The 25,683-nt window shown below is 71.8% G+C and carries 18 protein-coding genes; 12 read left to right on the top strand and 6 right to left on the bottom strand.

What is annotated here, in order from left to right:
* Positions 1-23: 23 nt before the first annotated feature.
* Entirely contained in the window at positions 24-1,568 is a 1,545-nt protein-coding gene (locus tag AB0L95_RS10075) for an alpha/beta hydrolase (protein ID WP_365159778.1), read from the bottom strand.
* 328 nt (positions 1,569-1,896) lie between these two features.
* The gene (locus tag AB0L95_RS10080; RefSeq protein ID WP_365159781.1) at positions 1,897-4,743 is read right to left on the bottom strand and encodes a lysylphosphatidylglycerol synthase domain-containing protein; all 2,847 of its coding nucleotides are present in this window, start codon (positions 4,741-4,743) and stop codon (positions 1,897-1,899) included.
* Positions 4,744-4,929: 186 nt separating this feature from the next.
* Between AB0L95_RS10080 and AB0L95_RS10085 the strand changes: the two genes are divergently transcribed.
* The 5 genes from AB0L95_RS10085 (at position 4,930) to nudC (ending at position 15,283) form a co-directional block, all read left to right on the top strand.
* Positions 4,930-5,295 carry an MGMT family protein gene (locus tag AB0L95_RS10085; RefSeq protein ID WP_365159784.1) on the top strand — a complete coding sequence of 122 codons (366 nt, stop codon included), beginning with the start codon at positions 4,930-4,932 and terminating at the stop codon, positions 5,293-5,295.
* A 314-nt stretch (positions 5,296-5,609) separates the two neighbouring features.
* Positions 5,610-8,999 (top strand): ATP-dependent DNA helicase, encoded by a 3,390-nt coding sequence (locus tag AB0L95_RS10090; protein ID WP_365159787.1) that lies wholly within the window; start codon positions 5,610-5,612, stop codon positions 8,997-8,999.
* 166 nt (positions 9,000-9,165) lie between these two features.
* Positions 9,166-12,762 carry an ATP-dependent DNA helicase gene (locus AB0L95_RS10095; RefSeq protein ID WP_365159790.1) on the top strand — a complete coding sequence of 1,199 codons (3,597 nt, stop codon included), beginning with the start codon at positions 9,166-9,168 and terminating at the stop codon, positions 12,760-12,762.
* 10 nt (positions 12,763-12,772) lie between these two features.
* Complete coding sequence (locus AB0L95_RS10100; protein ID WP_365159793.1) at positions 12,773-14,176, top strand: dipeptidase; 1,404 nt, start codon at positions 12,773-12,775, stop codon at positions 14,174-14,176.
* Positions 14,177-14,341: 165 nt separating this feature from the next.
* Positions 14,342-15,283, top strand: coding sequence for an NAD(+) diphosphatase (nudC, locus tag AB0L95_RS10105; RefSeq protein WP_365159796.1), 942 nt, complete (start codon positions 14,342-14,344; stop codon positions 15,281-15,283).
* Between the two features lie 57 nt (positions 15,284-15,340).
* On the opposite strand, the gene AB0L95_RS10110 is transcribed toward nudC, so the two are convergent.
* Together AB0L95_RS10110 and AB0L95_RS10115 are read right to left on the bottom strand one after the other, a co-directional pair.
* Positions 15,341-15,535, bottom strand: coding sequence for a hypothetical protein (locus AB0L95_RS10110; RefSeq protein WP_365159799.1), 195 nt, complete (start codon positions 15,533-15,535; stop codon positions 15,341-15,343).
* A gap of 104 nt (positions 15,536-15,639) precedes the next feature.
* On the bottom strand, positions 15,640-15,897 hold the full coding sequence (locus AB0L95_RS10115; protein ID WP_365159802.1) for a mycoredoxin: 258 nt from the start codon (positions 15,895-15,897) through the stop codon (positions 15,640-15,642).
* Positions 15,898-16,155: 258 nt separating this feature from the next.
* Between AB0L95_RS10115 and AB0L95_RS10120 the strand changes: the two genes are divergently transcribed.
* The 4 genes from AB0L95_RS10120 to AB0L95_RS10135 all read left to right on the top strand — a co-directional run bounded on the left by AB0L95_RS10120 (position 16,156) and on the right by AB0L95_RS10135 (position 19,712).
* Complete coding sequence (locus AB0L95_RS10120) at positions 16,156-18,363, top strand: ATP-dependent DNA helicase UvrD2 (protein WP_365159805.1); 2,208 nt, start codon at positions 16,156-16,158, stop codon at positions 18,361-18,363.
* Positions 18,364-18,529: 166 nt separating this feature from the next.
* On the top strand, positions 18,530-18,847 hold the full coding sequence (locus AB0L95_RS10125; protein ID WP_365159808.1) for a hypothetical protein: 318 nt from the start codon (positions 18,530-18,532) through the stop codon (positions 18,845-18,847).
* Between the two features lie 176 nt (positions 18,848-19,023).
* A complete protein-coding gene (locus tag AB0L95_RS10130) occupies positions 19,024-19,392 on the top strand; it encodes a WhiB family transcriptional regulator (RefSeq protein ID WP_010984500.1) in 369 nt (122 codons plus the stop codon).
* Entirely contained in the window at positions 19,389-19,712 is a 324-nt protein-coding gene (locus tag AB0L95_RS10135) for a hypothetical protein (protein ID WP_365159811.1), read from the top strand. The genes AB0L95_RS10130 and AB0L95_RS10135 overlap by 4 nt, the downstream gene beginning before the upstream one ends.
* A gap of 101 nt (positions 19,713-19,813) precedes the next feature.
* On the opposite strand, the gene AB0L95_RS10140 is transcribed toward AB0L95_RS10135, so the two are convergent.
* Positions 19,814-21,166 carry an AarF/ABC1/UbiB kinase family protein gene (locus AB0L95_RS10140; RefSeq protein ID WP_365159814.1) on the bottom strand — a complete coding sequence of 451 codons (1,353 nt, stop codon included), beginning with the start codon at positions 21,164-21,166 and terminating at the stop codon, positions 19,814-19,816.
* Positions 21,159-22,382, bottom strand: coding sequence for a TOMM precursor leader peptide-binding protein (locus AB0L95_RS10145; RefSeq protein WP_365159817.1), 1,224 nt, complete (start codon positions 22,380-22,382; stop codon positions 21,159-21,161). The genes AB0L95_RS10140 and AB0L95_RS10145 overlap by 8 nt, the downstream gene beginning before the upstream one ends.
* Positions 22,383-22,593: 211 nt before the next feature.
* Here AB0L95_RS10145 and AB0L95_RS10150 point away from each other — a divergent pair, with 211 nt between their 5' ends.
* The 3 genes from AB0L95_RS10150 to AB0L95_RS10160 all read left to right on the top strand — a co-directional run bounded on the left by AB0L95_RS10150 (position 22,594) and on the right by AB0L95_RS10160 (position 25,682).
* Positions 22,594-23,190, top strand: a complete 597-nt coding sequence (locus tag AB0L95_RS10150; protein ID WP_365159820.1) for a M48 family metallopeptidase — start codon at positions 22,594-22,596, stop codon at positions 23,188-23,190.
* Positions 23,191-23,333: 143 nt separating this feature from the next.
* Positions 23,334-24,989 carry a TerD family protein gene (locus AB0L95_RS10155; RefSeq protein ID WP_365159823.1) on the top strand — a complete coding sequence of 552 codons (1,656 nt, stop codon included), beginning with the start codon at positions 23,334-23,336 and terminating at the stop codon, positions 24,987-24,989.
* A 12-nt stretch (positions 24,990-25,001) separates the two neighbouring features.
* A complete protein-coding gene (locus tag AB0L95_RS10160; protein ID WP_365159825.1) occupies positions 25,002-25,682 on the top strand; it encodes an AIM24 family protein in 681 nt (226 codons plus the stop codon).
* The last annotated feature ends 1 nt before the right edge of the window (position 25,683 follow it).

The following is a 25,683-nucleotide window of genomic DNA, read 5'->3' on the forward strand; positions in this document are numbered from 1 at the left end:
TCATGACGGGGAGTCGCCGGGGATCAGGTGCAGACGATGCCGGCCCGGGGGACCTTGCCGTTCAGCAGGTAGTTGTTGACGGTGTTCTGCACGCACTTGTCCCTACTGTCGTACGAACCGTGCCCCTGGCCCTTGTACGTCAGCTCGACACCGACACCGGCTCCGAGCGCCTGCACCATTCGCCTCGCCCCCTCGTACGGGGTCGCCGGGTCGCCGGTGTTGCCGACCACGAGGATCGGCGCGGCGCCGGGAGCACTCACGTCCGGGTGGGTGGCGGCCCCGGCCACCGGCCAGTTCGTGCAGCTGATCAGACCCCAGGCCAGATAGTCGCCGAACAGCGGGGAGGCCGCCCGGAACTGCGGCAGCTTCGCCTTCACGTCGGCGATGGTGTAACGAGGCTTCTCGTCCGCGCAGTTGATCGCGATGTTCGCGGGGACCAGATTGCTGTACTGGCCGTTCTCGTTGCGCCCGTTCATCGCGTCCGACAGTGCCATCAGCAACTTGCCGTCACCCGCGTACGCCTGCTTCAGGCCGTCGGTGAGATATGCCCAGAAGTCCTTGGAGTACAGGGCCTGCGCGATGCCGTTGGTGGCCGCCGTCTGGGTCAGGCGGCGGGGGAAGATGCCGGGCAGGGGCTTCTTGTCGAGGTCCTTCAGCAGTTTGGCGATCCGGTTCTCGACGTCCTGCGGGGTGCGGCCGACCGGGCAGCCAGTGCTCTTGGAGACGCAGTCCCGGGCGTAGTTGTCCAGCGCGAGCTGGAAGCCCTTGGCCTGCCCCAGCGAGGCCTGTACCGGGTCCTCCGTCGGGTCGACGACCGCGTCGAGGACGGCCCGTCCCACGTTCTTGGGGAACAGGTGCGCGTAGACGGCGCCCAGTTCGGTGCCGTACGAGATGCCGAAGTAGTACAGCTTGGAGTCGCCGAGCACCTTGCGCATCAGGTCCATGTCGCGGGCGGCGTCGGTGGTGCGCACATACGGCAGGACGCGCCCCGAGTTCAGCCGGCAGGCCTGGTTGAACTGCCGGGTGTTGTTCACGAAGGTCTTCTGCTCGGCCGCGGTCTCGGGCGTCATGTCCTGCTGGAAGTACGTGTCGAGCTGCTGGTCGTCCTCGCACTTGACGCCCGCGCTGCGGCCGACTCCGCGCGGGTCGAAGCTCACCAGGTCGTAGCGGGTGCGCAGGGTCTCGTAGTCCTGGGCGAAGGCGGGCAGCGCCGTGACCCCGGAGCCGCCCGGGCCGCCGAAGTTGAAGACGAGGGAACCGATCCGTTTGTCCGGGGGGCCGCTGGCCTTCGCCCGGATCAGCGCGATCCCGATGGTGCCGCCGTTGGGGTTGTTCCAGTTCAGGGGCGCCTGCATGGTCGCGCACTGCCACTTTCTCCCGCTCGGCAGGGGAGCGGGGGCACTGCCGCCGCCCTCCGCCTCGGACGGCGCGGGGCAGTCCTTCCAGATCAGCTTCTGACTCGACAGCTCTCCGTCCGCGAAGCTGCCGGCGCACCCCGCCATCAGCGAGGGCAGGACGACGGCGGTGGCGGTGAGGGCTGCGGTGCGGATGCGGAGTCGGTTCGGCATGCTCCCATCCTGCGACCGTGCGGGGCGGAGCGCTCGGGGCGTGAGCCGGGCGGGTGAGTGGCCGCCTTCGCGACCGGCCGCCCTCCACGACCCGCGTGAGAACGGCCGTCAGCCCTCGCGCGTCTAGTGTGATGCGCCAGAAATCGTCTCCGTCGCTCATACCTTCCGCACCCTGCAACGACTGGCCCGGGCCCCCAAAGACGTGGCGTCGGCCTGAGCCTCTACCAGGCCGTCCGCGAGCTACAGACACTCCTCGCAGTCTGGACCGGCGCCTGCCCGACCTGCCACCGCGACATACCCACACCAATACAGACCTGACCAAGCCCTACTAGAGCGCTTGCTTGCGCGACAGATGGTTGAAGGACAGCCACCCGGGCAGTACCGGCAGCCACAGCGTCAGCAGCCGGTAGAGCAGCACCGCGGGCGCCGCGACCTCCTTGGGCAGGCCGACGGCGATGAGACCCACCGTGAGGGTGGCCTCCACCGCGCCCACGCCGCCAGGGGTCGGGGCGGCCGAACCCAGCGCGTTGCCCGCCAGGAACACGACCGCCACGCTGGCCAGGCTCAGCGAGGTGTGCTCCTCGTGCCCGAACGCCCGGATCGAGGCGTCCAGGCACATCACGAAGCACGCGGTCAGCAGCAGCATGCCGCCGATGCCGGTGATCAGCTTCTGCGGCCGCTGCAACACGTCGAGCATGCGTGGCACGACACCGGCGAACAGCGACCTCACGCGCGTGACGACGAACTTCCGCATGAACGGCACGGACGTCACCACCAGCACGAGCACCGCGACCGTCAGCAGACCGGCGATGACCGTACGGGACGGCGACAGCGACGGGGTCTTCTCGGTGCCTGTGAGATAGCCGAACGAGAGCAGCATCAGCACATGGCAGCCGAGTCCGAACAGCTGCGAGGCGCCCACGCTCGCCACTGCCAGCCCCGGCCGCACGCCCGCCCGTTGCAGGAAGCGTGTGTTGAGCGCGACACCGCCGACCGCCGCGGGCGCCACGATCTTCACGAAGGACCCGGCGACCTGCGCCGCCACGGTGCGCCAGAACGGCACGCGCTCGGGCACGAAGCCGAGCAGCGCCATCGCCGCCGCGACATAGCTCAGCGCGGAGAAGAACACGGCCGCCGCCACCCAGCCCCACTCGGCATTGGCGAAGAGCGTGCCGAACTCGATATGGGTGAGCTGCGTCAGCAGGAAGTACGCGCCGATGGCACCGGCCATGAAACTGAGCAGCGTGCGCGGCCGCACCCGCTCCAGGCGGGCCGGTTCGACCGGCGCCTGGGGCCTGATCCGCAGCACCTGGTGGCGGATCTGGGTGAGGAGATCCTCCTCGCGTGCCTCCTCCAGCGCCTCGTCGATCGCCCGTTTCTCGGCCCGCTGCTCGGCGCGTACGGACTTCTTGTCGAGCTTGTCGGGGACGGCTCCCGGCGTGTCGCCCGCCTCCGCCGCGCGGGCCAGTTTCGCCTGCCGGGAGGCCTCCAGGACCGCCCCTCGCTCGCGCTCGGCCCGCTCCCGGGCCAGTTTCCGCAGGGTCGCGCGCGTGGAGCGCGTCAGTGCGATCGGCTGCAGCATGGGCAGGCAGCCGGCGACCGCGTCCGGGCCGAGCACGGCGACCGCGGAGGCCACCGCCCGTTCGGCGCCGACCCGCAGTCCGAGTGTGGCCAGCAACTGCGCGATGTCCATGCGCAGCACCAGATCGCCGGCCGCGATCTCGCCACTGCGCAGATCGGTCAGGATGACGGTGCCGGAACGATCCACCACGATGGCGTCCCCGGCGAGCCGGCGGTGCGCGATGCGCCGCGACTGAAGTGCCCGCACCTGGTGCCAGGTGTCGTGCAGCAGCTCGTCGGTGATCTCCTCGTCGGCCAGCTGGTCCAGCGTGCGACCGCCGGTGTGCTCGTAGACGAGCATCACCGCGTCGGGACCCAGTTCGGAGGTCGCGATCAGTCTGGGCGCGTTGGCACCGGCCGCGATGGCCGCGTAGGCGAGGAGCGCCTCCTGCTCCAGGGCTTGGCGCAGCGACTGCAGGCTGCTGCGGGTGGTGATTCCGCGCAGCGTCAGCCGCCGCCACACCCGGTAGAAGAAGCCCTGTGCCTGCTGCTCGCGGTCGACGACCGTGACGTCCAGGGGCGGCCCGTCCTCCAGCGTGACGAAGTAGCGCCGGCCGCGGTCGCCGGTGTCCGCTGTGTCGGGCGTCTCCTGGCGCGCCGCGCTCACGGGGCGGAAGCCCACGGTGCGCAGACCCGCCATCAGGGTCCGCCCGGTCGGCTGTACGTTCGGCGAGCCGACCGCGTACAGCGTCCCGGCCGCGACGCTCCAGCCGATCAGCACCGTCAGGATGATGGAGAACGGTGTCGTGTAGCCGGTGACCAGCATGGAGAAGGCGTCGAGCAGCAGCACCACCCACAGCACGGCGCGCCAGCGCGGTCTGCGTGACATGCCCACCGCCGTCATATAGGCGATGACGGGTGCGAGATAGCCGTGCACCGGGTCGGTCAGGGCATGGATGTCGCCGGGGGAGGGCTGGGTGAGCGCGTCCTGGATCGAGGGCGGTGCGGCCCTGGCGACCCACAGGTCCGTGGCGAGTGTCACTCCATGGGCGAGGACGGCCGCGAGGACGCCGTCGGCGATGCGCAGACCGTCCCGCTTGATCAGCCGTTCGATCGCGAAGGCGACCGGCACCAGCAGGATCGCGATGCTCGACGCCAGACCCGCGATCTTGATCAGCAGATCGGGTGCCTGTCCCGTGCCCTTGTTGATGTCCTGTTCGAGACCCGAGGTGGTGCCGTGCGCGAACGCGGCGATGGCGAGCAGCACCGCGATCGCGAGGATGCCCACCAGAAGGCGCATCAGATCGGAAGGACGGTGCACGCGCGCGGGGAGCAGCGGTTCGTCGCCCTCCACCTCGTCGTTGGGGGCGTCGGCGCAGCCCGCCTCCGGGTCGGACGGCTGGTGCGCGTCGTCCGCGCGCCGCTGTACGTCCTTCTGGGGCTCACCGTGCTCGGGCGCCTTGTCCAGCGAGACCAGTGGGGCCTGAGGGGCCTCTGTGTCCTCCGCCTTCCGCGCGTCCGCGCCTGCCTCGTGGCCTGCGGCGGCCTTGTCCGGGCGCGACGAACCCTCAGAGGTGCCCTCCGCTCCGTCGGGGTGCACGCCCTGCTGTTTCATCGTCTCTTCTTGGTCTCGTATCACCGGTCACCGCCCGCACGATGGTGGCATGCCGACCCGACACACGGGGGCATCAGGGTGCAAATGCGGGGGCGCACAGTCTGCCCCAAGCGCCGGGACAGGGCGAGGGCCATGCCCGGCCGCTCTCTCCTCACATTGTCGGTGGCGTGAGGCAGGATGGGGCGGATGAGCGAGCGGAGCCTTCCGGAGGATGCCCTGCCGGAATACGCGGAACGGGTCCTTGACCTGGCCGAACGCATCCCACCGGGGCGCGTCATGACGTACGGGGACGTCGCCGAGTGGCTGGAGGAGGGCGGGCCGCGCCAGGTGGGCCGTGTGATGGCCCTCTACGGCGGAGCCGTCCCTTGGTGGCGGGTGGTCCGCGCCGACGGAGCGCTGCTCGCGGGGCACGAACTGGACGCTCTCGGCCACTACCGGGACGAGGGCACCCCGCTGCGGGAGGCCGGCCGCGCGTCCGAGGGGCATCTGCCGCGCCTGGACATGAGGCGGGCGCGATGGGACGGCGACGCATGCGCGAAAGGTCACATCTGACAGCTTCCGGCATCGGACGCGGTGGACGGGGAGCCCTAGCCCGTTCGAGGGAAGCGCGGCACGTCCGTGACATGCCGTACGTTCGTGCGGTGAGGGACAGACGTGACAGGAGGGACCTCCGGGAACGAGGGGAAGCCCTGCTTCCGCAACCTTCCCCGGCGTAGCGTCAACGGCGCGCGTCCCCCTCATCCCGCGGCCACCGCTCTCCCCGCGCGGGGATCCCGCCTCCCGCGGCCCGACCACAACCCCTCACTGGCGGTGCCCCGCACCGCCAGTGACAAGCCCGAGCACGACCACCAGGACCGGCGAACCACGTGAGCTCCTCTTCCTCCACCAGGCGCCTGCCGCACCCCTCGGTGCGGCAGGGGAGCCGTGGCGCTTACCGACTGGTGCGTACCCCGCCCGTCCGGGTGGATCCCCCTCGACTTGACGCACCGCAGCGCGCGGTGGTTGACCACCGGGCCGGCCCTCTGCTCGTGCTCGCGGGCCCGGGCACCGGCAAGACCACCACGCTGGTGGAGTCCGTGGCCGCCCGGATCGCCCGTGGCGGCGACCCCGAGCGCATCCTGGTGCTCACCTTCAGCCGCAGGGCCGCCGTCGACCTGCGCGACCGCATGGCGCTGCGCGCGGGCGCGGCCCACGCCCCGCAGGCCACCACGTTCCACTCGTTCTGCTACGCCCTGGTCCGCGCCCACCAGGACAGCGACCACTTCGTCGAACCGCTGCGGCTGCTGTCCGGCCCCGAGCAGGACGTGGCCGTGCGGGAACTTCTCGCCGGGCAGCCCGACCTGGAGCGCCTCGGTCTCGCGCATCTGCGCTGGCCCGACGAACTGCGCGCCTGCCTCACCACGCGCGGCTTCGCCGACGAGGTGCGCGCCGTGCTGGCCCGCAGCCGTGAGTTGGGCCTCGACCCGGAGGCGCTGCGCCGCTTCGCCGGGCGCACAGGCCGCCCCGACTGGGAGGCCGCCTCCGCGTTCCTCGCCGAGTACCTGGACGTCCTCGACCTCCAGGGAGTGATCGACTACGCGGAGCTGGTCCATCGCGCGGTGCTGCTGGCCCGCCGCCCCGAGGTCGCCGAGCGGCTGGCCGCCCGGTACGACGCGGTCTACGTCGACGAGTACCAGGACACCGACCCGGCCCAGGTCCGGCTGCTGCACGCCCTTGCGGGCCACGGGCGGACCCTGGTGGCCTTCGGCGACCCCGACCAGTCGATCTACACCTTCCGGGGCGCCGACGTGGGCGGGATCCTGGACTTCCCGCACACGTTCCCCTGCCCCGACGGCACCCCGGCGCCCGTGCACGTCCTCAGGACCTCCCGCCGCTCCGGCGCCGCCCTCCTCGGCGCCACCCGGCTGCTCACCCAGCGCATGCCGCTCACCCGCCTCCCGGCGGACAAGGTGCGCGCCCACCGGGAACTCGCGGCGGTACGGGACGGGGGCCGCGTCGAGGTCCACACGTACCCGACGCCAGGCACGGAACTGGACAACATCGCGGACATCCTGCGCCGGGCTCACCTGGAGGACGGCGTCCCGTGGAGCGAGATGGCCGTCCTCGTGCGCGCCGGAACCCGCACCATCCCGACGGTCCGCCGCGCCCTCACGGCTGCCGGAGTGCCCCTCGACATCGACGGCGACGACCTGCCGCTGCGGCACGAACCCGCCGTGACACCCCTACTGACGGCGCTGCGCGCGGTGGCCCGCACGGAGGCCGCGCACATACGTCCTGAGAAGGACGCGCAGGATCACCCCGCAGAGACGCAGGATCACCCCGAAGAAACGCGGAACCACCCCGAAGAGACGCAGGAGACGGCTCGTACCGGAGTGTGGCTCGACACCGAGACCGCGCTCACCCTCCTCACCTCGCCCCTCGCCGGTATGGACGCCGCCGACCTGCGCCGCCTGGGCCGTGCCCTGCGCGAGGAGGAGCGGGTCGCCGGCAACCCCGTACCGCCGCCCTCCGACCAGCTCCTCGCGCGGGCCCTGGCCGAACCGGAGCGCCTGGTGGCGCACGATCCCGCGTACGCGCGCGGAGCCCAGCGCCTGGGCGCACTGCTCGGAAAGGCACGGGAACGGCTCGCGGGCGGCGGCACGGCCGAGGAGGCCCTGTGGGAGCTGTGGAACGGCACACCGTGGCCCAAGCGCCTGGAGAGCGCGTCCCGACGCGGCGGCGCCGCGGGCCGCAACGCCGACCGTGACCTCGACGCCGTGTGCGCCCTGTTCGCGACCGCGGCGCGCGCCGAGGAGCGCACCGGCGGCCGGGGCGCCCTCAACTTCCTGGAGGAGGTCGAGGCCCAGGACATCGCCGCCGACACGCTGACGCGCCGCGCCGTGCGCCCCGACGCCGTACGACTGATGACCGCCCACCGCTCCAAGGGCCTCCAGTGGCGCCTGGTCGTCGTCGCCGGCGTCCAGGAAGGCCTGTGGCCCGACCTGCGCCGCCGCGGCTCCCTGCTGGAGGCCGACCGCATCGGCCGCGACGGACTTGCCGAGCCCCTCACCCCCGGCGCACTGCTCGCGGAGGAACGACGCCTGTTCTACGTCGCCTGCACCCGCGCGCGTGACCGCCTCGTCGTCACCGCCGTGAAGGGCCCCGCCGACGACGGGGACCAGCCCTCCCGCTTCCTCACCGAGCTCGGCGTCGAACCCAGGGACGTCACCGGCCGTCCGCGCCGCCCGCTGTCCGTCGCCGCGCTCGTCGCCGAACTGCGCGCCACGACCGTCGACCCGCGCGTCTCCGACGCCCTCAGGGAGGCCGCCGCCCGGCGGCTGGCCCGGCTCGCCGCGCTCGCCGACGACGACGGCCGGCCCCTCGTGCCCTCCGCGCACCCCTACCGCTGGTGGGGCATGTGGGACCAGACCGAGAGCAAGGTGCCGCTGCGCGACCGCGACCAGCCCGTGGCGCTCTCCGGCAGCGCGCTCGACCAGCTCGCCAACACCTGCGCCCTGCAATGGTTCCTCGGCCGTGAGGTGAAGGCCGACGCGCCCGCGACCGCCGCCCAGGGCTTCGGCAACGTGGTGCACGTGCTCGCCGACGAGGTTGCCTCCGGACGCACCCCCGCCGACCTCGACGTCCTCATGGCACGCCTCGACTCGGTGTGGAACGCGCTCGCCTTCGACGCACCTTGGAAGTCCGGCCAGGAGAAGCAGAACGCGCGCGTGGCGCTCGAACGCTTCCTGAGGTGGCACGTCGACTCGAACAGCGTCCGCGCCGGACGCACCCCGGTGGCCAGCGAGCACGACTTCGACGTCACCCTGGCGGCGGGCGACTACCAGGTGCGCATCCGCGGCTCCATGGACCGCGTCGAGACGGACGCCGAGGGCCGCGCCTACGTCGTCGACTTCAAGACCGGCAAGCAGGCGCCCAGCGCCGCCGAGGTGGCCCGCCATCCGCAGCTCGCCGTCTACCAGCTGGCCGTGCGCGAGGGCGCCGTCGACGACGCCTTCGACGGGCTGCGGCCCGAACCGGGCGGCGCCGAACTCGTCCAGCTCAGGCAGGGCGCCGCCAAGAAGGACGGCGGCGACACGCTGCCCAAGGTGCAGGCCCAGGAGCCCCTGCACGGACAGTGGATCGGCGAACTGCTGGCCACCGCCGCAGGCAAGGTCCTCGACGAGCGGTTCTCCCCGACCACCGGGCAGCACTGCACGCACTGCGCCTTCCGCGCCTCGTGCAGCGCACGACCGGAGGGCCGCACCGTCGTGGAGTGAGCACGGCGAGCGAGCCGAACCGGGGGACCGGGCGAGCACGGTGAGTGAACACCTCCGAGTGAGCACACCGTGTGACCTACCGCACCCGGCGCTTCGACCAGGGCTTCTTCCGCCCCGGCGGACGATCCGGCGCCCGCTGTCAGTGCCCACCGTTAGCCTCTCCGACGTGCCCGCCCGTATCAATGACCCCGAGCAGCTCAAGGAGCTCCTCGGCATCCCGTTCACCCCGGAGCAGACGGCCTGCATCACCGCGCCGCCCGCCCCGCAGGTGATCGTGGCCGGAGCCGGATCGGGCAAGACCACGGTGATGGCGGCCCGCGTGGTGTGGCTGGTGGGCACCGGACAGGTCGCACCCGAACAGGTCCTCGGCCTGACGTTCACCAACAAGGCGGCCGGTGAACTCGCCGAGCGCGTCCGCACGGCACTGGTCAAGGCGGGCGTCACCGACCCGGACGTCATCGACCCCGACAACCCGCCCGGCGAACCCGTGATCTCCACCTATCACGCCTTCGCGGGCCGCCTGCTGACCGACCACGGCCTGCGCATCGGGCTAGAACCGACCTCCCGGCTGCTCGCCGACGCCACCCGCTACCAACTCGCCGCGCGCGTGCTGCGCGAGGCCCCCGGCCCCTACCCGGCGCTCACCCGCTCCTTCCCCGACCTCGTCAGCGACCTGCTCGCCCTCGACTCCGAACTGTCCGAGCACCTCGTGCGACCGGAGGACCTGCGCGCCTACGATGCCGAACTGCTGCGCACCCTGGAGGGCGTCCGCCTCACCAACGCCGATCTGCGCAAGGTCCCCGAGGCGGCCGCGGCCCGCCGGGACCTGGCCGAGCTGGCCGGCCGCTACCGCGCGGCCAGACGAGAGCGCGACCTCCTCGACTTCGGCGACCAGATCGCCCTCTCGGCGGCCCTCGCCCGCCTCCCCGAGGTGGGCCGCATCCTGCGCGAGGAGTACCGCGTCATCCTGCTCGACGAGTACCAGGACACCTCGGTGGCCCAGCGCGTCCTGCTCGCCGGACTCTTCGGCGGCGGCACCGGCCACCCCGTGACCGCCGTCGGCGACCCCTGCCAGGCGATCTACGGCTGGCGCGGCGCGTCCGTCGCCAACCTCGACGACTTCCCCGAGCACTTCCCGCACGCCGACGGCCGCCCCGCCACCCGCCAGGCACTCAGCGAGAACCGCCGCAGCGGCGGCCGCCTCCTCGACCTTGCCAACGGCCTCGCCGAGCCGCTGCGCGCGCTGCACGCGGGCGTGGAAGCCCTCCGCCCCGCCCCCGGCGCCGAGCGCGACGGACAGGTCCGCTGCGCCCTGCTGCGCACCCACGCCGAGGAGATCGACTGGATCGCCGACTCCCTCGCCCACCTCGTGCGTACCGGCACCGCGCCCGGTGAGATCGCGGTCCTGTGCCGCACGGCGACCGACTTCGCCCAGATCCAGAGCGCGCTCGTCGCCCGCGACGTCCCGGTCGAGGTCGTGGGCCTGTCCGGACTGCTGCACCTGCCCGAGGTCGCCGACCTCGTCGCGGTCTGCGAGGTCCTCCAGGACCCCGGCGCCAACGCCTCCCTCGTCCGCCTGCTCACCGGCCCGCGCTGGCGCATCGGCCCCCGCGACCTCGCCCTGCTGGGCCGGCGCGCACGGCTGCTCGTGTCCTCCGCGCGCGTGGCCGCCGACGACGACCCGGACCGCCGGCTCGCCGCGGCCGTCGAAGGCGTCGACCCCTCCGAGGTGATCTCGCTCGCCGACGCCCTCGACACCTTCCTCGAACTGCCCATGGAGGCCGGCCGCGCGGACGAGGGGTTGCCGTTCTCGCCCGACGCGCGCGTACGGTTCGCCCGCCTCGCCACCGAACTGCGCGAACTGCGCCGCTCCCTCGCCGACCCCCTGATGGACGTCCTGCACCGGGTGCTCGCCGTCACCGGCCTGGAGGTCGAGCTGTCCGCCTCCCCGCACGCACTGGCCGCCCGCCGCCGCGAGACCCTGTCGAACTTCCTGGACGTCGCCGCGTCCTTCGCGGCCAACGATCCGGACGCCACCCTGCTGGCCTTCCTAGGCTTCCTGCGGACCGCCGCCCAGTACGAAAAGGGCCTCGACAACGCCTTGCCCGGCGGCGAGAACACCGTCAAGGTCCTCACCGCGCACAAGTCCAAGGGCCTGGAATGGGACGTCGTCGCCGTCCCCGGACTGGTCAACGGCACCTTCCCCAGCAGCCAGGGCCGCGAGAAGTGGACCGCCCAGGGCAAGGTGTTGCCCCACGCCCTCCGCGGCGACGCCGACACCCTGCCCGACATCGAGTCCTGGGACTCCCGGGGCATCAAGGCCTTCCACGAGGCCATGAAAGAGCACCAGCACACCGAGGAGCTCCGCCTCGGCTACGTCACCTTCACCCGCCCGCGCTCCCTGCTGCTCGGCTCCGGCCACTGGTGGGGGCCCGCGCAGAAGCGCCCCCGGGGGCCCTCCGCCTTCCTCCAGGCTCTCCACGACCACTGCGCCGCCGGCCACGGCGAGATCGAGGTGTGGGCCGACGCGCCCGCCGAGGACGAGGAGAACCCGGCACTGCACGAGGCCGCCGCCGACCACGCCTGGCCGCTCCCGCTGGACGAGGAGGCCCTCACGCGCCGCAGGGCGGCCGCCGAGACGGTCCTGACCCATCTGGAGCAGATCGCGTCGCAGGACACGTCCGCGTACGACGAGCCGTCCGCGTACGACGACCCGGAGTGGCCGCCACCACCGGACGACGAGGACGACCGCGGGCCGGACGACGACGGCCACGGAGCGTACGACGAGGCCTCCTACGACCCGTACGGACCGGATGACGAAGCCCCCTACGACCTGTACGGGCCGGACGACGAAGACCTCTACGGACCGGACGACCGGCCGAACCACCGCCCGTCGGGCCCGCCGCCATCGCCACCTCACGCGCGCGTGCCCCTGGACGCCTCCACGCCGCCGGACGCGCCTGCGCGCGTGGCCGCCCCCACCCCGACCCTCCCGCGCGCCCGCCGGCACCCCGCCGAGGACACCCCTGCGCTGACCCCTGAAGAGGCCCGCACCATCGCCTCCTGGGACCGCGACCTGGACGCCCTCACCGGGGAACTGCTGCGCGCCCGTACGGCCGTCACCGACGTACCCCTGCCGTCGTCCCTGACCGCCTCCCAGGTACTGCGGCTGGCCGCCGACCCCGACGGGCTCGCGCAGGAACTCGCGCGCCCCATGCCGCGCCCCCCGCAACCCTCGGCGCGCCGAGGCACCCGCTTCCACGCCTGGGTCGAGGCACGCTTCGAGGAACTGCGCCTTCCCATGCTGGAGCCGGACGAGCTGCCCGGCGGCGAGGCCGAGATCGCCGATGAGCGCGACCTGGAGGCCCTCAAGGACGCCTTCGAACGCACGCCCTACGCGCACCGCACCCCCTATCGCATCGAGGCCCCCTTCCAGATGACCATCGCCGGACGCGTCGTCCGAGGCCGCATCGACGCTGTCTACCGGGTGGACGACACGGACGGGACCTTGTACGAGATCGTCGACTGGAAGACCAGCCGCACCCGCAGCGGCGACCCGCTCCAGCTCGCCCTGTACCGGCTCGCCTGGGCCGAACGGCAGAACGTGCCCGTTCAGAGTGTCAAGGCCGCGTTCCTCTACGTCCGCAGCGGCGAGGTCGTACACCCCGAGGGCCTCCCGGACCGGGCCGCGCTGGAGGCACTGCTGCTCGGGGAGCCCGTCCGCGAGGAACCGGCCGACCAGGGTGCCGGCGCGGGCCGATAGGCTCGGGAGCATGAGCGAGACCCCGGACAGTGCCGTCCGCACGTACATCGACAGCCACCGCGCCGCCTTCCTCGACGACCTGGCCGAGTGGTTGCGCATCCCGTCGGTGTCCGCCCAGCCCGAGCACGCGGCGGACGTGCGCCGCAGCGCCGAGTGGCTCGCCGCCAAGCTTCGCGACACCGGCTTCCCCACGACTGAGGTCTGGCCCACCGAGGGCGCCCCGGCCGTCTTCGCCGAGTGGCCCGCCGAGGACCCGCAGGCACCCACCGTCCTCGTCTACGGCCACCACGACGTACAGCCCGCCGCCCGCGAGGACGGCTGGGACAGCGACCCCTTCGAACCGGTGATCCGCGAGGGCCGCCTCCACGCGCGCGGGGCCGCCGACGACAAGGGCCAGGTGTTCTTCCACACACTCGGCATCCGCGCCCACCTCGCCGCCACCGGCCGTACCGCCCCCGCCGTCCACCTCAAGCTGCTCATCGAGGGCGAGGAGGAGTCCGGCTCCCCGCACTTCCGCGCGCTGGTCGAACAGCACGCGGACCGGTTGGCCGCCGACGCCGTGATCGTCTCCGACACCGGCATGTGGTCCGCGAACACCCCCACCGTCTGCACGGGCATGCGCGGCCTCGCCGAATGCGAGATCGTCCTGCACGGTCCCGGCCAGGACATCCACTCCGGCTCCTTCGGCGGCGCCGTCCCCAATCCGGCCACCGCGGCCGCCCGCCTGGTCGCCGCCCTCCACGACCAGCACGCGCGCGTGGCGATACCCGGCTTTTACGACGGCATCATCGACCTCACCGACCGGGAACGCGCCCTCTTCGCCGAGCTCCCCTTCGACGAGGAACAGTGGCTGCGCACCGCCAGGTCCACCGCCACCCACGGCGAGCAGGGCTATTCCACCCTGGAGCGCATCTGGGCCCGCCCCACCGCCGAGGTCAACGGCATCGGCGGCGGCTACCAGGGCCCCGGCAGCAAGACGATCATCCCGTCCTCGGCCATGGTGAAGCTGTCCTTCCGGCTCGTCGCCGGACAGGACCCCGACCACATCGAGAAGGCCGTCCGCGACTGGGCCGCCGACCAGCTGCCCGCCGGGATCCGGTACGAGATCACCTTCGGCGCGGCCACCCGCCCCTGCCTGACCCCCCTCGACCACCCCGCCCTGCAGTCCGTCGTACGCGCCATGGGCCGCGCCTTCCAGCAGCCGGTCCGCTTCACCCGTGAGGGCGGCTCGGGACCCGCGGCCGACCTCCAGGACGTCCTCGGCGCCCCTGTCCTGTTCCTCGGCATCTCCATCCCCTCCGACGGCTGGCACGCCCCCAATGAGAAGGTCGAACTGGACCTGCTTCTCAAAGGCGTCGAAACCGCCGCATACCTTTGGGGCGACCTCGGGGAGAACTGGCGCGATGCCCACTGACGATCTCGCGGGCCGGACGGTCGGCCGCACGGGCCGCGGGGCACGGCACACTGGAAGAGCCGCACCGCGCGCCCAGGACCCGCCGGATCCGTTCCCACCCCAGCCGAACGTCCCGCTGAACCGCCCGCCGAAACAACCGTTCCACCGGGGGAGTTGGAAGCAACCGTGACCACCTGGACCGACCACAGCGCCGACCGGCCCATCTCGCTCACCGCTCCGAGCGGCATCGACCGGGCCGCCCACCACCGGCTCGACGAGGCCTGGCTGGCCGCGGCCTGGAGCCACCCCACCACCCGCTGCTTCGTGGTCTCGGGCGGCCAGGTCCTCATCGACGAGACGCCCGACGGCCGCACCGAAGTCGTCATGACCCCCTCCTTCGAGGCACCCCTCACCGAGGCCCACCGCTACTTCCTCGGCACCGACGAGGACGGCGTCAGCTACTTCGCACTCCAGAAGGACGCCCTCCCCGGCCGCATGGACCAGTCCGCCCGCCCGGCCGGTCTGCGTGAGGCCGGACTGCTGCTGTCGCCCCGCGACGCAGGGCTGATGGTCCACGCGGTCGCCCTGGAGAACTGGCAGCGGATGCACCGCTTCTGCTCGCGCTGCGGCGAACGCACCGTGATCGCGGCCGCCGGACACATCCGCCGCTGCCCGGCCTGCGGCGCCGAGCACTACCCGCGCACCGACCCCGCGGTGATCATGGCCGTCATCGACGACGAGGACCGCATCCTCCTCGGCCGCCAGGTGCACTGGCCCGAGGGCCGCTTCTCCACCCTCGCGGGCTTCGTCGAACCGGGCGAGTCCATCGAACAGTCCGTCCGCCGCGAAGTCTTCGAGGAAGCGGGCATCTCCGTCGGCGAGGTCGAGTACATGGCAAGCCAGCCCTGGCCCTTCCCGTCCAGCCTGATGCTCGGCTTCCTCGCCCACGCCACCAGCACCGACATCAACGTCGACGGCGACGAGATCCACGAGGCCCGCTGGTTCTCCCGCGAGGACCTGCGCGCCGCCTTCGAGTCCGGAGAGGTGCTGCCCCCCTACGGCATCTCCATCGCCGCCCGCCTGATCGAACGCTGGTACGGAAAGCCCCTCCCGACGCGGAGCGTGTGACTCGTCCCACACCGCCACGCGAGCGAGCCGCTTCGGGGCCCTGTCCTCACCGTGCGGTCACGGGAGGAGAGGGCGCCCCTGAACGGCCGCCTTGAAGTGCTCATCCGTGAGTGCGTCCTCACCGTGCTCGGCGGCGAAGGCACGCACTCGGCCGAGGGGGCTGTCCGCCGGGGGCGGCTCCTCGCTGATGGTGACGCCGAGGATCTGCGCCCAGAAGGCTGCGCCCACGTCTTGCGGGTCGTTCATGTCCATGCCGCGCACGGTAGCCGGGGGGTCTGACAGCGGGGCGGCCCGGACGGCACACAAAACCCCCGATCAGCCGGTGAGGCCGTCGGGGGTCGTGTGGGGCGTGCGGGTCAGGCGGTGAGGGCCTGCTTCACCTGGGCAAGGCTCGGGTTCGTCATCACGACCTCCTTGCTGCCGGAGGAAGGAACCACGCGAACAGTGGGAACCGTCTGGTTTCCGCCATTCATCTTCTCCACGAAGGCCGCGGACTGCGGGTCCTGCTCGATGTTGATCTCGTTGTACGTAATGCCCTCACGGTCCAGCTGGCTCTTCAGCCGACGGCAGTAGCCACACCACGAGGTGCTGTACATCGTCACAGTGCCCGGCATGTCGGTCGCGCTCCTTCACGGCTAGGGATGCGTGCTGTGCTTGCTCGCTCAGAAGGGAACGTGTGTGAACGTTCCACCATTCCCGCCACCCCTCCGGAGCCCCCGGCACCGTCCGCATCCTGCCGCGCGCCGCACGGACACCCCGGCACCACCCACCCGTGCCTTCACTCGGCAGCCTCCCCGGCATTCGTACGACCGCAGCAGTCCCCCTGTGGACAACCGCCGCACCCGCCTCCAGGGACCTGGCAGCATGGCGGGGTGACAGCAGCAACGCACTCCACCCTCTTCCCGCCGGTTCCGGACTCGGCCGACGCGGTGCTCGAAGGGCTCGACCCCGAGCAGCGCGCCGTGGCGACCGCCCTGCACGGCCCGGTGTGCGTGCTGGCAGGAGCCGGCACCGGCAAGACACGAGCCATCACCCACCGCATCGCCTACGGAGTCCGGGCCGGCATCCTCCAGCCGCCCAGCGTGCTCGCCGTCACCTTCACCAACCGCGCCGCGGGCGAGATGCGCGGCCGCCTCCGCCAGCTCGGCGCCGCCGGAGTCCAGGCCCGTACGTTCCACTCCGCGGCCCTCCGCCAGCTCCAGTACTTCTGGCCGAAAGCCGTCGGTGGCAGCCTTCCTCGCATCATCGACCGGAAGATCCAGGTCGTCGCGGACGCGGCCGCCGCCTGCCGCCTCCGCCTCGACCGCAACGAACTGCGGGACGCGACCGCCGAGATCGAATGGTCCAAGGTCACCCAGACCGTCCCCGCCGACTACGCCGGCGCGGCCGCCAAAGCCGGCCGTGAAGCCCCCCGCGACCCCGCCGAGATCGCCCAGCTCTACGCCGCCTACGAAGACCTCAAACGCGAGCGCGCGGTCATCGACTTCGAGGACGTCCTCCTGCTCACCGTGGGCATCCTCCAGGACCGGCACGACATCGCCGAAGCGGTCCGCGCCCAGTACCAGCACTTCGTCGTCGACGAGTACCAGGACGTCAGCCCCCTCCAGCAGCGCCTGCTCGAACTGTGGCTCGGCGACCGCGACAGCCTGTGCGTCGTGGGCGACGCCAGCCAGACGATCTATTCCTTCACCGGAGCCACCCCCGACCATCTGCTCGACTTCCGCCTCCGCCACCCCGGAGCGACCGTCGTCAAACTCGTCCGCGACTATCGCTCCACCCCCCAGATCGTCCACCTCGCCAACGGCCTCCTCGCCCAGGCCCGCGGCCGCGCGGCCGACCACCGGCTCGAACTCGTCTCCCAGCGCGACCCAGGGCCCCACCCCGTCTACACCGAATATGCGGACGAACCTGCCGAGGCCGAAGGCGCCGCCCGCCGCATCCGCGACCTGCTGGCCTCCGGCATACCCGCCGCGGAGATCGCGATCCTGTTCCGCACCAACTCCCAGTCCGAGATCTACGAACAGGCCCTCGCCGACGCCGGAATCCCCTACCAGCTCCGCGGCGCCGAACGATTCTTCGACCGCCCGGAGGTGCGCAAGGCCGGTATCGCCCTGCGCGGCGCCGCCCGCTTCGGAGCCAACGACTCCCTCCTCGACGACGTCGTCGACCTGCCCTCCCAGGTCCGCGCCGTGCTGTCCGGCGAAGGCTGGACCCCCACGCCCCCGGCGGGATCGGGAGCCGTCAGAGAGCGCTGGGAGTCCCTGGCCGCACTCGTGAACCTCGCCCAGGACTTCGCCGCGGCGCACCCCCGCGCCACCCTCGCCGACCTCGTCGCGGAGCTCGACGAACGCGCGGGCGCTCAGCACGCCCCGACCGTCCAGGGCGTCACCCTCGCCTCCCTGCACTCGGCCAAGGGCCTGGAATGGGACGCCGTCTTCCTCGTCGGCTGCGCCGAGGGCATGATGCCGATCACCTACGCCAGAACCGACGAGCAGATCGAGGAAGAGCGCCGTCTGCTCTACGTCGGCGTCACCCGGGCGAGAGAAAACCTGCACGTCTCCTGGTCCCTGTCCCGCGCACCGGGCGGCCGTCCCAACCGGCGCCCCAGCCGCTTCCTCGACGGACTGCGCTCCGGCTCCGCCGCCACCGTCGGCCGCCCCCCGTTCGGCGGCGCCGGCGGAACCGGTGGCATCGAACGCGGCTTCGGCGCCCTCCCCGCCAGCAGCGCCCCACGTCGGACCAGCAGAACCCCTGCCCGCTGCCGGGTCTGCGGGCGCACTCTGTCCGAGGCCGGCGAGATGAAACTGATGCGCTGCGACGACTGCCCCTCCGACATGGACGAGGGGCTCTACGAAAGGCTGCGCGAGTGGCGGGCGCAGCAGGCCCAGCGCAGCGGACAGCCCGCGTTCTGCGTCTTCACCGACCGAACCTTGATCGCCATCGCCGAAGCCGCCCCCGACGACGAGGGGGAACTGGCACGCATCCCCGGAGTCGGAGTCCGCAAGCTCAACCGCTACGGCGCCGATGTTCTGGCCATCTGCGCAGGTGGCGACGGAAGCCGTGAAGGCAGCGGCAGCTGACAGCAACTCGTCGAAAAAATAGTTTGCGCATGCCCCAGCAATCCCCATAGGTTCTTAGCCACGGGGACGGCGGCCTTCTCGAAGGCCCCGATTCCGTGCTGTACTTATGTATCCGTCGGACTGGCTCACCCCCAGTCCTCTGAGACGCCGAGAGGAGGCGATTGAAGTGATCAGCATCAAGGCCAGCTCCACCCGCACCGTCAAACTGACCGATCACTCGGTCGTCTCCGCGTGCATGCTCGGCGCCTCGGTCCTGGGCACCGGTCTGTCCGGCATTTCTGCCGACCGCCCGGCGTCCGCCCTGTCTCTCGCGGGTCTTCCCATCCGTGAGCGCAATGAGCGACCGACCAAGGCACTGGAAGCAGTAGTGGCACAGGCACATGCCTATGCCTTTGCAGCGGCCGGTGCCGGATTCCGGAAGCAGACGCAGCACCACCTGATGTGGGCCTTCCGTGGGCCAGAACCCTGGAGTGATCCAGCCTGATTGCCGATCAGGCCGGCGCCTTCAGGGCCGCGGAACCCCATCCGGGATCCGCGGCCCTTCTGTTTTCCCTGAACGGGGAGAGCGGACCGAAGGGGCCTCGGGACAAGAAAAGAACCCGGTACCACGCCGCCACCCGGCCCAACAGGGCCGGAACGACCAGACGAGGAAGACGACCCGTGCAACTCGAAGCGCACGCCCCGTCCGTACCGCCTTCCGAAACGATCCCCCCGCCCGGCCTCACGGAGGACTCCACCTTGATCCCGCTCACCGCGCTCACCGCGCTCGACGACGCCATCGAGAACCTCGGCGTACCCGTCCCGTGCCGCTCCTACGACCCGGAGGTCTTCTTCGCCGAGTCGCCGGCCGACGTGGAGTACGCCAAGTCCCTCTGCCGCACCTGCCCGCTGATCGAGGCCTGCCTCGCCGGCGCCAAGGAGCGGCGTGAGCCCTGGGGCGTCTGGGGTGGCGAGCTCTTCGTCCAGGGTGTCGTCGTCGCCCGGAAGCGGCCGCGTGGCCGCCCGCGCAAGAACCCGGTCACGGCATGAACACCACAGGAACGATCGATCGCCCCCTCACGCACGACCCCAAGAAGCAGGCCCCGATGAAGCCGTCCACCAACGAGCCCGCAGGCTCCGCGACCCCAGACGTCACCACCACAGGCGCGAACGCCTCGCGTCAGAACAGGACCCGAGAGATGCAACTCATCCCAGAAGCCTTGGCTCGCGCGCATATGCGCGAGCGACTGCACGAGGCCGAGCAGGAACGCCGGGCCGTGCGCCTGGTGATGGCCCGCCGGATGCAGCGCAAGGCCGAGCGCGCCTCGCTGCGTGCCCGGCGTGCGCTGGCCATGGCCGTGATGCAGTAGCCGACCACCGTCGGCGGCGGGAAGACCCGACGGGGGCCGGTCCGAACGGACCGGCCCCCGCAGTGCGTTGACTCAGAGCTCCGCACGGAGCTCGCGGCTCGTCATGCCTCGACCGCCGGTTCCTCCTCCGGCAGGAAGCCCGGGAGCCACTCCTCCAGTTCGTCACGGAGCCGGACCGTCGCGCCCAACTGGCACAGCACGCCGATCGTGCTCAGGGTCACCCGGTGGATGAGCAGGTACGCCGGGGGCAGGTTCAGCTGCTTGCCCAGCTGGTAGGCGGGGGAGCGCGGGTCGGCGATACGGGCCGCCTGGCTGCGCATCCAGCCGCGGGTGAAAGTGAACTCGTCCGCCTGGGCGGGCTCGATGATCGGCAGGAGGTAGTCGAGGACCGCATCGGGGTCCAGAGCGATGGACTCCTTGACGAAACCCTCCTCACGGAGGAGCTCGTAGACCGACTGGGCGTCGCCCTCGATGGCCATGCGCAGGGACGGACCGATCGGGGTGGGCAGACCGCCGGGGAGGCGGTCGACCGTGCCGAAGTCGAGGACGCCGAGGCGCCAGTCGTCCTTCCGGGTGGCGCCGGGCACCAGACGGAAGTTGCCCGGGTGCGGGTCGGCGTGCAGAAGGCCCGTGCGGGCCGGGCCGGAGAAGAGGAAACGGGCCAGCAGCTGACCGGCGCGGTCGCGCTGCTCCTGGGTGCCGTCTGCGATCACCTCCGACAGCGGTATACCGTCGACCCACTCGGTCACCAGGATCTGCTCGCACTGGTGCACCACATCCGGCACCGTCACGTCCGGGTCGTCCGCGAACTCCTCCGCGTGCGCCCGTTGCGCCTGTGCCTCCAGGCCGTAGTCCAGCTCCTCCGAGACCCGGTCGCGCAGCTCGGTGATCAGCGGTTTGATGTCCATGCCCGGGATGAGGGGGCCGAGCAGTCGGGCGAACCGGCTGAGTTGGTTGAGGTCGGAGAGCAGGGCCTCCCCGGCGCCCGGGTACTGCACCTTGACCGCGACCTCGCGGCCGTCGTGCCACACCGCGCGATGGACCTGGCCGATGGACGCGGCCGCCGACGGCTTGTCCTCGAACTTCTGGAACAGTTCGTGCCAGTCGTGGCCGAGGTGCTCTTCGAGCACGGCGTGCACCGTGCGGGTCGGCATCGGCGGGGCCGCCTCCTGAAGCTTGGTCAGGGCGGCCCGGTAGGGCCCGGCGACCTCCTCGGGGAGCGCGGACTCGAACACGGACAGGGCCTGGCCGAACTTCATGGCACCCCCTTTCAGCTCACCCAGCACCTTGAACAGCTGCTCGGCGGTGCGCTGCTGGAGTTCCCGGCCGACGATCTCGGCCGATTCCCCGACGATGCGTTTGCCCAGTCCCCACGTGGCCCGCCCGGCGAAGCCGAGCGGCAGCGCGGCGAGCTTGGCGGTTCTGGTGACCGCCTTCCGGGGAAGATCAGACATGCGCCCTCCAAGTCCCAGACAGCCGTGCCGCGTGTGCCCTACGGGACGAGTTCCTCGACGGTCGTTGCTCCGCCATTGTCTCGTGCGGCTGCCCGTCCTTTGAGGTGTGTTCCTCGTTACCTTTCTCCGCCGAGCCGCACCCGCATGCGGGGTGCGGCCACACGGGTCGGGTGTGCCAGTGCAGCCGCGGCACGGAAGTCTCCCAGCGTGCGCCGGCGCTGGAGGGCGCGTCGCCGTCGAGAAAGGCGAGCGCGTGTCCGGCGGCGACTCCGGCAATTGCGGTGGCCAGGGCCAGGTCACAGGCCTGGACCTGCCGTGGGCGTCCGGAGCGCCACTGCGCGACCAGCCGGGGCCAGGTCTCGTCCCGGTCGGTGCGGGCCCGGTCCAGGCAACCCGCGCAGGCCGTTTCACCCGGCAGGACGAAGGGGCCTACGACTCCCGTGCCCTCCACGACCCCGGCGTACAGATGGGGCGTACCGGAGGCGATCAGTGGTTCGGCGGTGAACGGGTCGGGTGCGTGGACGTCCAGACCGTCGCGTGGGGCGAGGATCACCAGGGAGAAACCGGGGCCCGGGTCGTCGCGGGGTGAGCGCCGGGAGACGCGCTCCCGGCGTGGCGGCCGGTCCGGGGCGGCTGCTCGCACGGCACGGCGGGCCGTGTCCTCGCGGCGTGCCCCGATCGAGTCGGCCGGGAGGCCGCCCGGTGCGACGTCCCACGGCTCGACGCAGCCGGTGTCACGGACGTCGATCTCGCCGACGCCCGCGCCCGCGAGCAGCGAGGCGAGGACGGCTCCCACCCGGCCCGCCCCGCGGACCTGGACGCGATGGCTGCGGCGCGCGGCCAGACGTCGGGCGGGCTCGCCCGGTGCGCGGGCGACGAGCGACAGGGATGCCAGGTCGGGCCGTAGGCGGTCCAGGACGCCGGCCTTCGCGCGCAGTGCGTCGGCCCCTGGGCCGCCTCCCGTGGTGTCGTCCAGCAGGCCCGAGCCGGACAGGTTGTCGACCAGGGCGTCCACATGCCCGTCGGGCAGGCCCATGCGGTGGGCCTCTTCGCGCAGCATCGGCAGGCCACGGGTGCCGTCGAGCAGGCCGAGGAAGCTGCCCGTCGCGGTGTCCACGGGCCCCAGCACTATGGCGTGCGCGGGTGCCATCCCGAACTGCACGGTGTTCAGATCGCGCCAGCCGCGCCGCAGCGCGGGCTTCACCATCGGATGCATGAGCGGCCCCCGTAGCTGTCGTAGGTCCCTGTTCGTCGGCGGGTGTTCGATGTGCTGACGGATGCCAGGATGCCCCCGCCGGCCGGGGGCGTGCCGAAAGTTGTCCACAGGTGGGGGTGTTGGTCGTACTATCAAGCGCATGGGGTGTGGATCGGCACGGAACCGTTCCCGAGGGGGGACTTCCCGCTGGTGCAGCGGGTAACGTCGGGGCGTGCCCGCCGATCCACTGCACCGCGCCGGAAAGCCACAGCGCAGCAAGACCAGCCAGCCGCCGAGCGGCTCGGGGGCGAGCGCGATCGAGGTTCGCAGGAGCGCGCGTCGCCGTAGAACGGTCTCCGCGTACCGCGAGGGCGATCGCACCATCGTGCTGATCCCCGCCCGGATGTCCGAGGCGGAGGAGCAGCGCTGGGTGACCGTCATGCTCGACAAGCTCGCCGCTCAGGAGAGCAAGCGCGTGATCGGCGATGTGGAGCTGGCCGAGCGCGCGGAACGGCTGTCGACGCAGTACTTCGACGGGCGGGCGCGGCCCGCGTCGGTGCGCTGGGTCACCAACCAGAACACGCGCTGGGGCTCCTGCACCCCGTCCGAGGGCAGCATCCGTCTGTCGCACCGGTTGCAGGGGATGCCGGAGTACGTCGTGGACTATGTCCTGCTGCACGAGCTGGCGCATCTGCTGGTGCCCGGGCACGGGCCGCGGTTCTGGCGGCTGCTGGAGGCGTATCCGCGCACGGAACGAGCCCGTGGCTATCTGGAAGGGGTCGTCGCGGTCGGCCGGCTGCCGCACGAGGCGGTGCCTCCCGCCGAGTAGCCGGGGCCGTCGTCGTCCCTCTTGCCGGGTGCCGTCCGTGAAGCGGTTGTGTACCGGGTCTGTACCGGCTGCGTCCGCTGTGGGCGATTGCCGTTAGCCTGGCGCGACGTGTTCACATTCGGAATGGGGGACGGTCGTTACGCATGGCCAGGGAATTCCAGCGCGGCCACAAGGCCAGGATCAGTGACCTCACCGCGGGCACGGATCTGTACGTAGGCGTGCAGATCTCCGGGCCCGGGCTGACCTTCGACATCAGCTGCTTCGGTCTGGACGGCGACGAACGGCTCTCGGACGACCGGTACTTCGTCTTCTTCAACCAGCCCAAGTCGCCGGAGGAGGCCGTTCAGCTGCTCGGGCCGCAGGCGGGCGACACGGAGTCCTTCCGGATCACGCTCGACAGGATCCCGCCGCAGATCCAGAAGCTGTCCTTCACGGCGACGCTCGACGGCACCGGGCAGATGTCGCAGATCGGCCCCGGATATCTGCGCATTGTGGCGGGCGGCGAGGAAGTTGCCCGATACCCGTTCAGCGGCGCGGAGTTCAGTACCGAGCGTGCGGTCATGCTCGGCGACTTCTATCTGAAGGACGTCTGGCGGTTCGCCGCGGTCGGCCAGGGCTTCGACGGCGGGCTCGAGGCGCTGCTGAAGAACTTCGGCGGTGAGGTCCTCGAGGAGGAGCAGCCGTCCGCGCCGCAGGAGCCGCAGCAGCCGGCGACCGGTGCGGCTCCCGGGTTCGCCCCACCGGCCCAGGCATCCGCGCCGCCCACGTTCGGTGCCCCGGCCGCGCCCCCCGCGCCGCAGGGCTTTCCGCCGCCCCCCGCGCCCGCCCCGCCGGCGCCCGTCCCCGCACCGCCCGCACCCTCCGTGCACGCCGCGCCCACCATCGTCGCGCCCCTGACCACGCCGCCCGGCGGCACCGTGCCGCCGCCCCCGGGCCCCGCGCCGTACGCCCAGCCGCCCGGGCAGCCGGGCCCGCCCCCGGGCTACGGCGGCCAGCAGTCCGCCACCATGCCGCCCGGCTACGGACAACAGCCCCCGTCGCCTCCCGGATACGGTCAGCAGCCGCCCTACGGCCAGGTTCCCGGCCAGGCAGGCGCTCCCGCCCCGTACGGCGCTCCCCAGGGCGCCCCCCAGGGCGCTGCCGGTGTGGCCGCCGCGCTCCAGGCGTACAAGGAGACCCCCACCGGCCAGCGGTGGACCCAGCAGAACAAGAAGCTCGTCCGCGTCGACCTCGGCATCGGCGGCCAGCCCGTGCTGGCGCGACAGGGCAGCATGGTGCTCTACCAGGGCAAGGTCGACTTCAACTACAAGGGCGCCGGTTTCGCCGGACGCATCGTCGGCAACGCCACCGGCCAGGAGATGCAGCTGATGCGCTGCACGGGCCAGGGCCAGGTGTTCTTCGCCGAGAACGCCACCCATCTGCACCCGATCGAGCTCCAGGGGGACGCGATCTGCGTCTCCGCGGAGAACGTCCTCGCCTTCGACGAGTCCCTCCAGTACGAGGTCCGGCGCATCGAGGGACACGGCATCCCCGGCGGCGCGCTGTTCACGATGCAGTTCCAGGGGACCGGCACGATCGTCGTCAAGACGCACGGCGCGCCGGTGGTGCTGCCGGTCACGCCGACGACGTTCGTGGACTCCAACGCCGTCGTCGCCTGGTCGGCGGCCGCCCAGGTGATCGTCTCCAGCCAGGTGCGGATGCGCCGCAACGCCTACCCGGGGGACACCGGGGAGGGCGTCAACCTTCAGTTCCGTGCCGCGCCCGGCAATTTCGTCGTCGTCCAGCCCTACGAGGTCTAGAGGGAGCCCGTCATGAACCAGCCGCTCGCGGGCTTCGCCCCCGCACCCGTCACCGCCCGCATGGAGAACCACGGCAGCCACATGCTGAAGGTCGCCATGCAGACCGGGAACGACCTCTTCGCGCGTGTGGGGTCGATGGTCGCCTACGAAGGGTTCGTCACCTATGAGCCCAACCCGCCCGCCGTACGCCAGATCGCGCGGGACTGGCTCACCGGTGAAGGCGCGCCCCTGATGAAGTGCTCCGGGGACGGCCTGCTCTACCTCGCCGACTACGGGGCGAACGTCGTCGTCATCAACCTCGGCGGCGACGCGATCTCCGTCAACGCCACCAACCTGCTCGCCTTCGACGCGCAGTTGCAGTGGGGTATCGAACGCGTCAAGGGGCTCGCCAAGTTCGCCGGACAGGGCCTGTGGAACACGAAGATCTCCGGTCAGGGCTGGGTCGCCCTGACCTCCCGGGGCACGCCGATCGTCGTCGACTGCGGCGGCGGTGAGGACGAGACGTACGTCGACCCGGACGCCCTCGTCGCCTGGTCCCCGAACCTGAAGGTGAAGGGCAAGCGCAGCTTCAAGGCGCAGTCGCTCATCGGGCGCGGCAGCGGCGAGGCGTACCAGATGGCGTTCTCCGGGCAGGGCATCGTGGTCGTCCAGCCCAGCGAGGACAGCACCGACCGCCTCCGGATCCGGGGCTGAG

This window comes from Streptomyces sp. NPDC052036, from assembly GCF_040680495.1.
Classification (GTDB): Bacteria; Actinomycetota; Actinomycetes; order Streptomycetales; family Streptomycetaceae; genus Streptomyces.

Excerpts from the sequence above, each read along its gene's own strand:
- AB0L95_RS10160 (WP_365159825.1), top strand. The coding sequence starts at position 25,002 with ATGAACCAGCCGCTCGCGGGCTTCGCCCCCGCACCCGTCACCGCCCGC.
- AB0L95_RS10075 (WP_365159778.1), bottom strand. The coding sequence starts at position 1,568 with ATGCCGAACCGACTCCGCATCCGCACCGCAGCCCTCACCGCCACCGCC.
- AB0L95_RS10110 (WP_365159799.1), bottom strand. The coding sequence starts at position 15,535 with ATGGACATGAACGACCCGCAAGACGTGGGCGCAGCCTTCTGGGCGCAG.
- AB0L95_RS10135 (WP_365159811.1), top strand. The coding sequence starts at position 19,389 with ATGAACACCACAGGAACGATCGATCGCCCCCTCACGCACGACCCCAAG.
- AB0L95_RS10080 (WP_365159781.1), bottom strand. The coding sequence starts at position 4,743 with ATGAAACAGCAGGGCGTGCACCCCGACGGAGCGGAGGGCACCTCTGAG.
- AB0L95_RS10115 (WP_365159802.1), bottom strand. The coding sequence starts at position 15,897 with ATGCCGGGCACTGTGACGATGTACAGCACCTCGTGGTGTGGCTACTGC.
- AB0L95_RS10145 (WP_365159817.1), bottom strand. The coding sequence starts at position 22,382 with ATGCATCCGATGGTGAAGCCCGCGCTGCGGCGCGGCTGGCGCGATCTG.
- AB0L95_RS10085 (WP_365159784.1), top strand. The coding sequence starts at position 4,930 with ATGAGCGAGCGGAGCCTTCCGGAGGATGCCCTGCCGGAATACGCGGAA.
- AB0L95_RS10155 (WP_365159823.1), top strand. The coding sequence starts at position 23,334 with ATGGCCAGGGAATTCCAGCGCGGCCACAAGGCCAGGATCAGTGACCTC.
- AB0L95_RS10100 (WP_365159793.1), top strand. The coding sequence starts at position 12,773 with ATGAGCGAGACCCCGGACAGTGCCGTCCGCACGTACATCGACAGCCAC.
- AB0L95_RS10140 (WP_365159814.1), bottom strand. The coding sequence starts at position 21,166 with ATGTCTGATCTTCCCCGGAAGGCGGTCACCAGAACCGCCAAGCTCGCC.